11 protein-coding genes, 1 pseudogene and 1 other annotated feature are annotated in these 14,178 nt (G+C 38.4%); of the genes and pseudogenes, 4 read left to right on the forward strand and 8 right to left on the reverse strand.

Features of this window, described 5'->3' with window-relative positions:
- Position 1: 1 nt before the first annotated feature.
- Positions 2 to 259: a hypothetical protein gene (locus PYW32_RS12630; protein ID WP_016173918.1), complete on the reverse strand. Its 258-nt coding sequence runs from the start codon at positions 257 to 259 to the stop codon at positions 2 to 4.
- A gap of 20 nt (positions 260 to 279) precedes the next feature.
- Positions 280 to 753: pseudogene (locus tag PYW32_RS12635) on the reverse strand (uroporphyrinogen decarboxylase/cobalamine-independent methonine synthase family protein); the annotation flags it as partial.
- A gap of 138 nt (positions 754 to 891) precedes the next feature.
- Positions 892 to 1,133: a binding site (T-box leader), on the reverse strand.
- A 175-nt stretch (positions 1,134 to 1,308) separates the two neighbouring features.
- Here PYW32_RS12635 and PYW32_RS12640 point away from each other — a divergent pair.
- From PYW32_RS12640 to PYW32_RS12655, 4 genes are all read left to right on the forward strand, one after another.
- Positions 1,309 to 2,316, forward strand: a complete 1,008-nt coding sequence (locus PYW32_RS12640) for a LacI family DNA-binding transcriptional regulator (RefSeq protein WP_016173916.1) — start codon at positions 1,309 to 1,311, stop codon at positions 2,314 to 2,316.
- Positions 2,317 to 3,687: a glycoside hydrolase family 1 protein gene (locus PYW32_RS12645; protein ID WP_016173915.1), complete on the forward strand. Its 1,371-nt coding sequence runs from the start codon at positions 2,317 to 2,319 to the stop codon at positions 3,685 to 3,687.
- 13 nt (positions 3,688 to 3,700) lie between these two features.
- Positions 3,701 to 4,561 carry an ROK family protein gene (locus PYW32_RS12650; protein ID WP_016173914.1) on the forward strand — a complete coding sequence of 287 codons (861 nt, stop codon included), beginning with the start codon at positions 3,701 to 3,703 and terminating at the stop codon, positions 4,559 to 4,561.
- Positions 4,562 to 4,679: 118 nt separating this feature from the next.
- Positions 4,680 to 6,719: a methyl-accepting chemotaxis protein gene (locus PYW32_RS12655; RefSeq protein WP_016173913.1), complete on the forward strand. Its 2,040-nt coding sequence runs from the start codon at positions 4,680 to 4,682 to the stop codon at positions 6,717 to 6,719.
- A gap of 106 nt (positions 6,720 to 6,825) precedes the next feature.
- On the opposite strand, the gene PYW32_RS12660 is transcribed toward PYW32_RS12655, so the two are convergent.
- The 6 genes from PYW32_RS12660 to PYW32_RS12685 form a co-directional block, all read right to left on the reverse strand.
- Positions 6,826 to 8,442, reverse strand: coding sequence for a glycoside hydrolase family 13 protein (locus PYW32_RS12660; protein ID WP_016173912.1), 1,617 nt, complete (start codon positions 8,440 to 8,442; stop codon positions 6,826 to 6,828).
- Between the two features lie 12 nt (positions 8,443 to 8,454).
- Entirely contained in the window at positions 8,455 to 9,306 is an 852-nt protein-coding gene (locus tag PYW32_RS12665) for a carbohydrate ABC transporter permease (protein ID WP_016173911.1), read from the reverse strand.
- Positions 9,303 to 10,172: a carbohydrate ABC transporter permease gene (locus PYW32_RS12670; RefSeq protein ID WP_016173910.1), complete on the reverse strand. Its 870-nt coding sequence runs from the start codon at positions 10,170 to 10,172 to the stop codon at positions 9,303 to 9,305. The genes PYW32_RS12665 and PYW32_RS12670 overlap by 4 nt, the downstream gene beginning before the upstream one ends.
- A 9-nt stretch (positions 10,173 to 10,181) precedes the next feature.
- Positions 10,182 to 11,429 carry an ABC transporter substrate-binding protein gene (locus PYW32_RS12675; RefSeq protein WP_016173909.1) on the reverse strand — a complete coding sequence of 416 codons (1,248 nt, stop codon included), beginning with the start codon at positions 11,427 to 11,429 and terminating at the stop codon, positions 10,182 to 10,184.
- Positions 11,430 to 11,584: 155 nt separating this feature from the next.
- Entirely contained in the window at positions 11,585 to 12,607 is a 1,023-nt protein-coding gene (locus PYW32_RS12680) for a LacI family DNA-binding transcriptional regulator (RefSeq protein ID WP_016173908.1), read from the reverse strand.
- 216 nt (positions 12,608 to 12,823) lie between these two features.
- Entirely contained in the window at positions 12,824 to 14,014 is a 1,191-nt protein-coding gene (locus PYW32_RS12685; RefSeq protein ID WP_016173907.1) for a methyl-accepting chemotaxis protein, read from the reverse strand.
- Between the last annotated feature and the right edge of the window lie 164 nt (positions 14,015 to 14,178).

The raw sequence follows: 14,178 nt of genomic DNA on the forward strand, positions 1-14,178 counted from the left end.
TTCATGAACGTTCATCCTCGAATTCCAAGAAGAAGCCAGCAAATTCTTCAATGGATAATAGTCGCTTAGCAAGCTTATCATAAGAACCATTATACAACCAATGAGACTGGAAGTTCCCCTTACAAAAATGGAATGTCACAGCCAAATCAGCGGGTTTTCCTTCTAAAACGGCTTCGGTAATATCACCAAATTCTTGAATGAGTTCATCTGGATCATAGCCATTACTAGCAATCAATCCACGAAAACGATCATCAAACAAGCCACCCCAACTAGTATCATCTAATTGTAAATAACGACAACCAGCAGCATAAAACCTTGAATCACCTCACGATAGGTCGCGATTAAATCTTTAACGAAAGCTTCTTTCGTCTCATAAACAGGATTTTCATTGTATTGTTTCGATAAAATAAATGAATCAATGAAAATCATATTTGGCCCAGGAATGGTTTGTTTTGCCACAGCCTCTCCTACATGCTCTTTCGTAAAACGAAAATGATCTAAAAATGGATGGTTTGAATCAAATGATACCTTGCCACTAACATAAGTTCCTTGTGCTTCGGTATTAATCCCAAATGCGGTCGTTTCAAAATCATATACCGTAATGCCATTTAAACCAGCAATGAAGTCCAAATGCCACCAACGACGGCGAAATTCTCCATCAGTTACGGCTTTTAGTCCAACTTCTTTTTGTTTTTCAATCAAAGCAATAATTGCCTTATCTTCTACTGCTGTGAGTTCTGCTTGCGTGATAGTGCCTGTTTTAAACGCTGCACGTGCTGCTTTTAATTCTTCTGGACGTAGGAAACTTCCTACTTAATCCCAACGAAATGGAATAGTCATCATCATATCTCTCCTTTTTTATAAAAAAAAGCCCTTAGATATCCTAAGACATCTAAGGGCATTACTCTGCGTTACCACCTTATCATGTAGTATTCTCACAAATACTACCTCAACCAGTACCCACTACTTGTGGAGACCGTTGCTTGTTAACGGCGCAAACCGTATCTTCTTAATTATTCAGAAGATCCACTCAAAAGCCATTTTCGTTGAACGTATTTTTTTATCTCTTTTCAGCTACCGAGACTCTCTGACTAAAAAAACGAATTCACTACTTTCTTTTTCACAGTGTTTATTTATGAAGTTGTAATAAATATATCAGAATTGTTTTCCAAAAGTCAATAGTAAAATTAAATTCTCGAATAATTATAGAAATTTAAATTTGTTTTCAAAAAAGGGTTTTCATTTAATTTTATTTGTGATAACCTATTTTTGAATCGATTCAAAAATAGAAAAGAATGGAGCTTAGATATGGCGACAATTCAAGAAGTAGCAGCACATGCTGGCGTTTCAGTGGGGAGTGTTTCACGTTATTTAAATGGCCATCAATTAAAACCTACAAATATGGAAAGAATTGCAAACGCTATCAAAGATTTAAATTACCAAGAAAATTTTTTGGCACGTGGTCTTAAAAATAAACAAACACGTTCCATTGGGTTATTGATGAACCACTTACAAAACCAATTTTCTGCAACCTTTATTGCCAGTGTTTCTGATGAATTAGAAAAGCTTGGTTATAGCATTGTTGTGAGTGCTTTACGAGATGATGCTAGTCGGTTAAAAGAAAAACTCGATTTTCTAATGACACGACAAATTGACGGTTTATTGTTATTTGAAATTGAACCTACTGCAATTGATACGCAATATATCGAGCGCTTAACCATTCCTGTTGCATCCATTAATACACCCCTACCTTTAGCAAATGTTGATTCGATTGTGATGGATAATCGGCAAAGTACACAAACAGTAATTGAAAAAATTATTGAGTATGGTCACGAACATATTGGGATTATCGCTGCACCACAACACGACCCTATTGCAAAAGAACGTCTCGCTGGTATTCAAGCGGCAGCTGCTAACCATCCTGACGTTGTTACCACCATCTACTTTGGTGACTATTCAAAAAAAAGTGGGCATCAAGGCATGCAAGAATTACTTACAAAGAACGTTTCGGCAGTCTTTATCTGTAACTACAAAATGGCACTCGGAGCACTACAAGCCATTTACGAGAGCGACAAACAAATTGGCGCAGACATTTCCTTTGCTAGCTTCGATTACTTCGATTTAAGTGAGATTGTTTATCCTAAATTAACTGTTTTACGGCAACCAATCAAAGAAATTAGTCAATTAGCTGCCAAACGCATCATCGAACGTATTCAAACAAAAGAAACTGTCACATCAACTACCTACGTATGCAACAATGAAATCTTATGGCGCGATTCTATCGCTAAAAAACATCTTTTGGAGGACAATAAGTAAATGAAAAAATTTCCCAACAACTTTCTCTGGGGTGCTGCTATCTCCGCTCCCCAATCAGAAGGACATAGTTTAACAAATGGTAAGTCTGCTTCAACATGGGATTATTGGTATCAAACCAATCCTGAAAAATTTAACGACAATCAAGGGCCCACAGATACATCCAATATGTACGAACAATATAAAGAGGACTGCCAACGCATGCAAGAAATTGGATTGAATTCTCTACGTACTTCCATTGCTTGGACACGTCTCCTGCCTGATGGTCAAACCGTCAATGACGAAGCCGTTGCTTTCTATCGCGATTACTTCCAAGAAATGATCAATCACGGCGTAGAACCAATTGTTAATTTGTTCCATTTTGATATGCCCATGTGGCTAATGGAAAAAGGCGGTTGGGAAATTCGTGAATCTGTCGATGCTTTTGCTTTTTATGCAAAAACAGCCTTTGAATTATTTGGCGATCTTGTTGAAAAATGGACGACCTTTAATGAGCCTTTGGTGCATATTGAATGCGGGTATCTATTTGAATTCCATTATCCAGCGATTGTTGATTTCAAAAAAGCAGTCCAAGTCGGTTACCATACCTTAATAGCCCATACATGTGCGGTCAAAGCGTTTCGTGAAGTCTTACCTAAAGGACAAATCGGGTTAATTTTAAATATCTCGCCTGCCTATGCCCGCAGTGAGTCACTAGAAGACAAAAAAGCCAAGGAAGTCTCTGATTTATTGAATACTCGTAGTTTCCTTGATCCCGCTGTCCATGGTGAAGTGCCCGCAGCATTGATCACCTTATTAAAAGAACACAACTTAACACCGATGACTCAAACAGAAGATAAACAACTCTTACGAGAAAATACCGTTGATTTTATTGGCTTAAATTATTACCAACCACGTCGTGTCCAAGCACCTGAAAATCCAGCGTTTCCAGCGAAAATGCCGAGTGATTTATACGGACATTACGATTGGCCAGAAAAGAAAATTAATCCTTATCGCGGTTGGGAAATTTACCCAGAAGCGCTTTATGACGTGGCCATTATGATGAAAAATGAGTACAACAATCTTCCTTGGTATGTTAGCGAAAATGGGATGGGCGTTGCGGAAGAAGAACGTTTTATGGAAAATGGCATGATTCAAGATGATTATCGTATCGAATTTATGCAAGATCATTTAGCTTACTTGCACAAAAGCATTGTAGAAGGCAGTAACTGCTTTGGTTACCACACTTGGACGTTTGTTGACTGTTGGTCATGGTTAAATGGGTACCGCAATCGCTATGGTTTCTATCGTGTCGATTTGGACAATAATTTCGCTCGTAGTTTGAAAAAGAGTGGTCTTTGGTACAAAGAATTAGCAGAAAATAATGGATTTTAAAGGAGAAAATGACATGAGTATTGCAGTATTTGACATTGGCGGTTCTGCCGTAAAATATGGCTTATGGGAAAATGAAACATTGCAACACACCAACCAATTTCCAACACCAACTACTTTTGAAGCACTTCAATCCCAGTTAAAAGTAGTGATTGATGCCTACGAAGAAACAATCACTGGGGTCGCAATTAGCGCACCAGGCGCAGTAAATGTACCCGAGCGTCGCATTGATGGCATTAGCGCAGTCCCCTATATTCATGAACGTCCGATTTTTGATGAATTAGAAGCTTATTTAGGTTTACCCGTTGCAATTGAAAACGATGCGAATTGTGCGGGAATTTGTGAAATTGAAAGCGGTGCCGGTCAAGGTGTGAATCATGCGGTCTTTGTGGTCATCGGCACTGGTGTCGGTGGTGCTATCTTCATTAATGGGAAACTGTACAAAGGTGCCCATCTATTTGGTGGCGAATTCGGCTTGATGCAAAATCATAATGGGAATACCTTAAGTTACAATGGTACGGCGGTAAATACTGCGGCTCGTTTTTCTGAACAAATAGGCGAAACAATTACGGGGAAAGAATTATTCGAACGAAAAGATGCCGGTGATACACAAGCAACCAACGCATTGAATGAGATGTATCAAAACATCGCCGAGGCCCTTTACAATATTCAAGTATCAATTGATCCAGAAATGGTTATTATTGGCGGGGGTATTTCCGCCCGTCCAGAAGTCACAGAAGAAGTCAAAGCACGTTTGTTGGCATTATTAACAGCATCTGGTGTCCCTTCTGTGATGCCAAAAGTTCGTGCCTGTGAATACCAAAACAATGCCAATTTAATTGGTGCTGCTTTTAATTTCCACCATCTCCATTCTTAAGATAAAAGATGCAACAAATCTGCTGTAAAAAACTTTTTATGTCTTAATTTTCGTTAACTGTAACCGATTAAAAGAGTGAAGCAATGAAATTTCTTCCACACAGAAAGGTTGACTGTCAATGAAACAGAAACAAAAAAGTATCGGCACATTTGTCGCTCTTATTTTAATTTTTACAGCGTTAGTTCCTTTAGTTGCAATGTTGCTCAGTTCTTTACAAAGTACGACAACATTGTTAACAGAACGCAATGGCGAAACACAAAAAAGCGCCGCAAATACGATCATGGCGATTAAAAACGACTTAATGGATGCCACAAAATACCGCATTGAAGAACTTGAAGCCACACCAGAACTTCAAAATACCTTCGATTTACCAGCGATTACTAAGCTACTAGAGACTTCAGGAAGTGCGGATATTAATGTCAGATATATCATTTTTGCGAAAGCAGATGGCGCCTATGCGGAAAGTGTACCCTACCCTGAAGATCCAACCTTTGACCCGACAACCCGACCTTGGTATCAAGCAGCTATGCAACAAAAAGGAGAAGTCATTCGAACACAACCTTACTTAGATGCAGGTTCGGAAACGGATTATGTAGTGACGTTGGCGAAAGCCATTCAAAATAAAGATGGGGAAGAAGGGGTCATCGCAGTTGACGTATCTTATCATAGTGTCAATACGGCATTAAATAATTTAACAGTTGGTCGGACTGGTGAACTGTATTTTGTTTCTTCTGAAGGACAAGTATTAAATGCGTCCAACGAAGAAGAAGTAGGCAAGAATCTCGCTGATACTGCAGATTTCAAAAAAATTAAGGCATTACCTGACGCCTCTGGTTTTGTGAATGAGGGACGTAACAGTATTTATTTTAATAAAGGTGGCGCAGATAGTACAACTTGGGTACTGATTAGCGCGAAAAACAGTGAATATCAAGCAGAAAAAACATCATTACTACTCAATTCCGGCATTGTCGCTCTCGTTATGATGGCCATCGTCGCAGGAGTTGTCTTTATTACGACATCGCTTGTTCGCCAAATTGTCGCTATTTTAGCACAACAATTTGACAAGATTAGTCATGGGGAATTGGCACGTTTAGACACGATAAAAAAAGCGGAAAGTGGCAAAGGAATTCACGGGTTCGCGCGTCGCTTTGTGTCGCCAAAAGAAAAAGGCAATGAAATTCAACAACTCGTTGCTCGCTACAATAGGATGATTGAAACAATGGGTACCTTGATTCGTAAAGTCCAAGGTGAAAGCAATCATGTCGCAACCATGTCTGACGCCTTATTAGAACTCTCGCAACAAACCAACGCCGCTACCGAGGAAGTGACCGAAACCATTACTGGTATCGCTGAAGTGACAGGGACACAAGCGCAAGAAACAGAAGCTAGTGTGAATCAAGTACAACAGCTTTCCGATGTTGTCCAAGAATTACAAACCAATGTCACACGGATGAACGAACAATCTCAAGAATCAGTCGGTATCAACCAACAAAGTATGGAAATTATGGCAGAAGTCAATACGAACTGGCAAAACGAGTTAGCGCAAATGAGCCAATTAGTCACTAAAATGAATGCTATGAATACCAATATTCAAAATATCAATCAAATTATCACTGTGATTAACGATATTTCTTATCAAACCAATTTGTTGGCGTTAAATGCGTCCATTGAAGCCTCACGTGCTGGTGAATCTGGTAAAGGTTTTGCAGTCGTCGCAACCGAAATTCGTAAATTAGCTGAACAAAGCAAAACGTCCACGCTGGAAATCGAACAAATTATTGCCCAAATTCAAGAACAATCACAAGATGTCGTTGCCCAAACCTCTCGTTCGGTGAATGGTGGCGAAAAACAATCGCTATTGATTGAACAAGCGATTACCTCTTCAGATGAGGTCTTTGCACATAGCAGTGCCGTTATTAACAATATTGCCACCATCCAACAAGCAACCGAACGAATTGTGGCTATTCAAACCGCTGTGTTAGAAAACTTGGAAAATATTTCTGCTTCGACAGAAGAAAATGCTGCGGGAACGCAAGAAGTTTCTGCTAATGCCGAAGAAGTTCTCGCAACGATGGAAGAATTCGTTGGACATGTCGCTGAATTACAAACCATTTCTGAAGGTCTCCATCAACTAACAAATCAATTTGACGTTAAATAAAAAGAAAACACTTGATGAAATCAATGTTTAACAACAGATTTCATCAAGTGTTTTCAATTCTCATTCATTAGAGTAGACGAACCATTAAGGCTGTGCGCTACTTATTTTAATTGACTTTCACAACAAAAGCTTGCCATGGCTGTAAGGTAATGTCTTTTAGTGTGGTAACAGATTCACCATTATCAATCACATGTGCACTAATTTCATCTTCTGCTGTAAATGGTTGTGCTTCGTTGGAGAAGTTTGTGACTACTAACCAACGTTCGCCTTCATATGTGCGATAATAACTAAACACCTCATCCACCGTTGACACTAGCTCGAAATCGCCCCAAATCATAATTGGGTTGTCTTTACGTAATTGCACTAATTGCTGATACGTGTAGAAAATGGACTGCGGATTTGCTAATGCTGCTTCTACGTTGATCTCTTGATAGTTAGCATTTAATGCCAACCAAGGCGTCCCTGTCGTAAAGCCACCATTTTCTGAAGCATCCCAAGCAATCGGGCGACGTGCATTGTCGCGCCCTTTCGCATTGATTGACGTTAAAATGTCTGCTTCCGTATATCCTTCTGCTAAACGCTCATGATACAAGTTAATGGTTTCAATATCTTCTGCTTGAGAAATATCAGTAATTGGCGTATTCACCATACCAATTTCTTCCCCTTGGTAAATATAAGGCGTCCCTTTCATCATATGCAGTAAAATAGCGAGCATTTTAGCGCTGGCTACACGATATTCTTGGTCATTGCCCCAACGTGAGAGCATCCGTGGTAAATCATGGTTATTCCAGAATAATGAATTCCAACCTTCATCTCCTAACTCTGTTTGCCATTTGACTAGAACGGCTTTTAATTCAGCAATATCAATTGGTTTTAAATCCCATTTTTCTTTCCCCGGTTGTTGATCTAAACCGATATGTTCAAATTGGAAAACCATAGATAACTCATGACGTTCTGGGTCTGAATATAATTTGGCAATTTCTGGAGTTGCTCCCCAAGTTTCACCAACAGTCAATAAATCATGTTGGCCAAACGTGGCTTGATTCATTTCTTGCAAATAATCATGTAAATGTGGCCCATTACCAGTAATCCCTTCTAAAGGAACTTTACCGACTAGATCAATGACATCCATGCGGAAACCGCCAATCCCTTTGTCAATCCAAAAATTCATCATGTCATAGACTGCTTGACGAACGTCTGATTTCTCCCAATTTAAATCAGGTTGTTTTTTACTGAAAAGATGCAAATAATATTGCCCACTAGCGTCATCAAATTCCCACGCAGAACCAGAAAAAGCGGAACGCAATTCATTTGGCGCCTGACCGTCAACTGGATCAGCCCATACATAATAATCACGGTACGGATTGTTTTTGCCTTTTTTAGCTTCAACAAACCAAGCATGCTCATCTGACGTGTGGTTGACCACTAAGTCCATCACAATTTTAATCTGGCGTTTGTTCGCTTCAGCTAACAATTCATCCATATCTGCCATTGTACCAAACTCATCCATAATTGCTTCGTAATCCGAAATGTCGTAACCATTGTCATCATTTGGTGATTGATACACAGGTGACAACCAAATTGCCCCAATGCCTAACTTTTCAAGATAATCTAATTTTTCAATAATCCCACGTAAATCGCCAATTCCATCCCCGTTACTATCATTAAAACTACGGGGATAAATTTGATAGACGACCACTTCTTGCCACCAATGTTTGTTCATGTTTTCTTCCTCCTATTTGACTGCACCATCTGTAACACCAGCAATAATCCATTTTTGACAGAATACATAAATGATTAAAACTGGCAAAATAACCAATAAGTACGATGCGAAAGCTAAATTGTATTGTGTTGAAAATTGTCCTTGGAAAATAAATTGTGATAACTGTAATGTTTGGTCATCCGGATTGCTTAATAAAATCAACGGCATTAAAAAGTCATTCCAGGTCCACATGAAACTTAAAATTGCCACTGTCGCATGAATCGGTTTTAACATCGGGAAAATGACCAAATAAAAAATTTGAAACGGTGTTGCACCATCAATCGCAGCTGCTTCGTCCAATGCTTCTGGAATTTTTTTGATAAATCCAGTATACAAGAACGTATTCATTGGCAAACCGAAAATAATATATAAGAAAGTAATGCCTAAAATATTATCCAAATTAAACGCGGCAGCTTGTTTTACTAATGGCAACATCAACACATTAAATGGAATAAACATCGCACTAATAAAATAATAATACAGCATATTAAACCATTTTGACTTTTTGCGGTTTCGTGTAATAGCATACGCCGCCAAACTATTGGTTAAAATGGTAAACACTAAATTAATCGCTGTAATAAACAACGTATTCGCAAATTTTCTCGGATAATCCGTCAATGTCCAAGCATCTCTAAAGTTACTCCAATGAAATTTTGTTGGAAAACTTAAAATATTGTCCATCTGTGTGGGATCTTTTACCGCAATTAACAGCGCCATATAAATCGGGCCAGCAATCGTAAACAATGCGAGAAACAATAATAAAATCGTTAACGGCCAATTGATGCGGCCATTGCTTTTTCGAAAGAAATTTGTCAGAGTGCTCATTGCATTTTTGCCTCCCTTTTTTCAAGTATCCGTAATTGGAAAATAGAAATAATGACAACCACTAAGAATAAAATGACTGAGTTTGCTGATTGATACGCAAATTGTCCGCCGGTAAATCCTTTTTTATAGATTAATAATGAAATTGACGTTGTCGAAACCCCTGGACCACCATTTGTCATCGCCACGATTTGGTCAAACGCCATTAAGAACCCTTTGACAGATAAAACCATATTAATCGTAAAGAATGGCGCCAATAATGGGAAAGTAATTTTTCTAAATAGTGTAAAGCCACTGGCACCATCTAAATCAGCCGCTTCATAAATATCACGGTCTAATGTTTGTAAACCAGATAAATAAATCAATGTGTTAAATGCTAATGATTGCCAAACCGTCACGACAACAATGCCTATCCACGCATGCTCGGTTCCTAAAATATTGACACTTAAAGCTTCGATTCCTGCCGCAATTCCAAATTGTGGCAATAAATGAGCAAAAATAAAGTTAAAGACATAACCAACAATCAACGTTCCTAAAATATATGGCATGAAATAAACTGCTTTTAAGAATTTTTGAAATTTAATTTTGGCATTTAAACCTAGAGCAATCGCTAAGCCAATGATGTTGACTAAAATAGTTGCTGTTAAGGCAAACTTAAAGGTAAACAAGTAGCTATTGGCGATGTCTTTATCTTGAAACATATGCAAATAATTGCGTAACCCAACAAAATCCCATTCACCATACCCACGCCAGTTAGTAAAACTATAGAAAATTCCTTGTAAAAAAGGAATCGTATGGAAAATAAAGAATAAAATAGCTAATGGCATGACCATTACAAAGAACGACCAATGTGTTTTATTTTGCTTCATTTTGTCCTCCTATTCTACATATGATGCATCATATGCTTCATCCATTTTGATTAAAATTTGCTTGATATTCGTCTCTAAATTTTGCGGTTTGCTGGTTTGATTCATAGCAAATTCAGATAATAATGCTCCTAAGTCGTACCCATTTGGTAACAGATGATCGACAAAGTCATTAACTTTTCCAGATTCAATTAACGGACTTAAATCAGCTAAGGACGCATCTTCTTGTGTGACACCTTCTACCGCTGAAAAAGCAAATTGATCTTCACTATAACGTTGTGCTTGGTTTTTTTCTGTCAAAAATGTAATAAAACGTAAGGATGCTGCTTGATTAGGGGTTTCTTTGCCAATCATTAACATGACATCGACACCACTCGTCGCAAAATTATCTTCTGCAACATCACTGGCAGGTAAAGCAAAAATTTTCACGTTAGCTGCTTCATTGGCTTTCATGACTTCTGGGATCGCCCATGTCCCATTGATTAACATTGCCGCTTCCCCTTTTGCTAACGCCTGTACACCGTCTGCATAACTTGTTCCCATCGCATCTTTTTGCGTATAGGTCATGATTGTGGCTAATTTTTCAAAGACAGGTTGCCATTCGTCTTGGAAAAGCTGATTACCGTCACGACGCTCACGCATGAAACCTTCTGGTGATAAAATACCGGCTAAAGGATTAAAGACTGATTGCAACGTCCATGCATCTTTAAACGTTCCTTCAATTGGTGTAATACCTTCTTTTTTAAAGAACTCACACAATGCAATAAATTCCTGCCAGGTTTTAGGTATTTCTAAATGATATTTTTCAAATAAGTCCACATTATAAATAACGCCTGAAGCATTTGTCGCATAAGGAATGCCATATAATTTCTCTTGATCGTTTTGCAAATCTTTGGTCATTTGTACATAGGCTGGGGATAAATCGCTTACAATTTTTTCTTGAGAAAAATCCTTTAACATGCCCACATTTGCTAGTTCCGTATAGGTCATATCACCACCATAGGCAATGACATTGGGAATATCATCTTTAACCAATCGAGTACGCAATACCGTACCTGCATCAGCTGGGGATGTAAAAACAACATCAATGTCAGGATTTTCCGCTTCAAACTCTTTGACTAAATCTTGAAAAATCAACTGATTCTCTGATTTACTACTGAATACTTCAATTTTGGTTTTCGAACTTGTATCTTGTTTGCCGCAAGCAGCTAAACCAATAACCATTGCTAAAAACGCTACCATTAAAATTTTCCGTTTCACTCGTTTTGCCCCTCTCAGGTGTTACGTAACACCTAATTGTATTTTTTTACCAGAATAAAAGAAATCCTTTTATTCTGGCGTTGGAGATTGATTTAGGTGTTTCGCAACACCATCTGTTAATACTATACATTTTCTGACAACAATAGTCAACGCTTTCATTTTATTTTTTTGACTGATTGTCCTTCAAGAAATATTGAATCAATTTGAATGTTCCGTTGTCGAATTGTTTGTCCAGTAATATCAGCTATTAATAATTCGATGCCTTTTTCGGCTTTTTGCAAAATATTTTGATAGATAGTTGTAATTTGTGGCGTAGCTAATTTAGCTAATAACGTTCCATCAAATCCGACAATCGAGAAATCTTCAGGTACTTGCCAGCCATGATTGTATAACACAGACTGCGCACGAACTGCCATCAAATCTGAAGCGAAAAATAAAGCAGTTATCTGATGTATATAGTTTTCAGCAAAATCTTTGATAAATACTGCAAAGTCCTCTTCATTTTTAGGAGCAATAAAATAATGTGGTTGTAAGTGATGTTCGTCTAAGGCCTTTTTAACGCCTTCTGCCCGTCTGGCATCCACACCAACCCAATCATCAAATGATTCTCCAAAAGCGATAAAAGCAATCTCTGTATGTCCGTTATCAACTAAATAATGCGTCATCTCATAACTTGCTTTTAAATCATCTACACCAATATTCAAAATTGCTTCATTATGCAGTGGATACATATCTAAAAAGACAATCGGAATATTTAAGCTTTCTGTCCATTCTTGTAAATCTTTCGGTGAGGTCCCAGAGAGAACGACCCCTTCTAAGTCCCACATCTGTACTAATTTCAATCCCTCATCAATTGACGACACGCGTTGAAACATCATAAAATAACCGGATTCTCGAATCGCTGTTTCAGCGGCCTGTACAAACTCTCCTAAATACGGATTGTCATATGTATGCATAGAGATAGCGCTATCATCCTGAAAGATCACACCAATAATTCGAGAACCATTCTTTGCCAATAATCGTCCGCCCATATTGGAATGGTATTTTAATTCTTTTAAGGCTTTTTCCACTTTTTCTTTCGTTTCTTCCGAGACTTTAGACGTCCGGCCATGAATCACATTGGAAACTGTTGTTGGGCTCACTCCTGTGTAATTTGCAACATCTTTAATTGTTGGCATCGCTTTCCCTCCTTCCACTCTCTTATCATACAATACTTTAGAGCGAGATGCTATCATCGAAAAAAAAGAGGCTGTAATCTAAGCTTCTGTAGGAATAAAGTATCCGAACAATAGAGAGCTTACTTCTCCGGTCCAGTGGAGCCTCGTCGAAAACGCTCATGTTTCGTTCAGATACTTTCGTCTTCATTTTACTTATACTAAACCTCTTTTTGATACTTATTTAATAAATGTTAGTGCCGACATCATGCGTTTCAAGTCGGTAGCAATTCCTTGCAACTCGCTGACATGTCCCACAAATTCTTCCATTGTCGCTAAGACTTCTTCCGCATTGGCAGAAACTTCTTCCGTTCCAGCAGCATTTTCTTCCGTTGATGCGGAAATACTTTCCAGATTGCCCAGTACTCCACTCTGAATCGTCACAATATGATCGTTTGAAGCCTCAATTTCTTTGATATTTGCCAACATTGCTGAGGTTCGTTCAAAGACATCTTGTGAAGAAGTGATGGCTTGGTTAATCAAATGCGTTTGATTTTCGCCACCTTCTAATGAACGAGAGGCTTGGGCTACCATTTGCTCAGATTGTCCTTGAATCATACTAATAATCGTTTCAATTTCTTTTGTTGAGTTTTTACTCTGTTCGGCTAGCTGACGGATTTCTGAAGCAACCACCTCAAAACCTTTGCCCGATTCGCCAGCACGTGCCGCTTCAATCGAAGCATTTAATGCTAATAAATTCGTTTGATAAGAAATATCATTAATCACGTTAATAATTTGGTTAATTGCTTGAATGCTTTGATTCATCCCATTCATTCCAGAAACCAAGTCACCCATTTGTTCCATTTCTTTTTGCCAACTCGAATTGACTGCATTCATGACTTCCATACTCTGACGATTACTTGAACTTGCATCTTGCGATTGGTTATTCAATGCAATCACATTAGAAGTTAATTCTCGGATGACATCTGACAATTGTTGCATTTGACTCACACTATATTCTGTTTCTTGTGCTTGTGTTCCTGTCATTTCCGCTACACCTGTAATCGTATCAGTCACTTCGCTAGTTGCAGAGGTTGTTTGTTGCGCTAATTCTAATAATGAATCAGCCATTTCCGCAACTTGCTCACTTTGTCGTTGCGATTTAACTATCAATTCTTCCACGCCATCAATCATCGTATTAAAATTAGCGGCTAAGCGCTGGATTTCAGTCCCATGTTCGTCAGGATAGACCGAGCGTTGTGCTTTCGCTTTAAGATTAAAACGAGTGCCTTTTTGTTTTTCTGGTCGTTTAATTCTACGATACGTTCCGCCTTTCATTTCATTGAAATACGATTCAAAAACAAGAATAATCTCTTTTACTAAGTTCTGAATAGCCAACGCAAACACAATCACCACAACCAACAAGACCACTGCGACAACCGCTAAAGAGCGTAGTAACGCTCCAGTTTCACTCGAATATTCGTTGTCAAGAATCGAAGCAAAGGTAAATGTTTGACTGCCTTCACGTCCCTTATTGAAATAAACATTTGCAACATTCGGTTTATTTCTATAAATATTAATGCGGAAGAAGTGTT

Source organism: Enterococcus saccharolyticus subsp. saccharolyticus, from assembly GCF_029023825.1.
GTDB classification, from domain to species: Bacteria; Bacillota; Bacilli; order Lactobacillales; family Enterococcaceae; genus Enterococcus_F; species Enterococcus_F saccharolyticus.

Coding starts and splice junctions, on each gene's coding strand:
- PYW32_RS12640 (WP_016173916.1), top strand. CDS start 1,309: ATGGCGACAATTCAAGAAGTAGCAGCACATGCTGGCGTTTCAGTGGGG.
- PYW32_RS12645 (WP_016173915.1), top strand. CDS start 2,317: ATGAAAAAATTTCCCAACAACTTTCTCTGGGGTGCTGCTATCTCCGCT.
- PYW32_RS12650 (WP_016173914.1), top strand. CDS start 3,701: ATGAGTATTGCAGTATTTGACATTGGCGGTTCTGCCGTAAAATATGGC.
- PYW32_RS12655 (WP_016173913.1), top strand. CDS start 4,680: ATGAAACAGAAACAAAAAAGTATCGGCACATTTGTCGCTCTTATTTTA.
- PYW32_RS12660 (WP_016173912.1), bottom strand. CDS start 8,442: ATGAACAAACATTGGTGGCAAGAAGTGGTCGTCTATCAAATTTATCCC.
- PYW32_RS12665 (WP_016173911.1), bottom strand. CDS start 9,306: ATGAGCACTCTGACAAATTTCTTTCGAAAAAGCAATGGCCGCATCAAT.
- PYW32_RS12670 (WP_016173910.1), bottom strand. CDS start 10,172: ATGAAGCAAAATAAAACACATTGGTCGTTCTTTGTAATGGTCATGCCA.
- PYW32_RS12680 (WP_016173908.1), bottom strand. CDS start 12,607: ATGCCAACAATTAAAGATGTTGCAAATTACACAGGAGTGAGCCCAACA.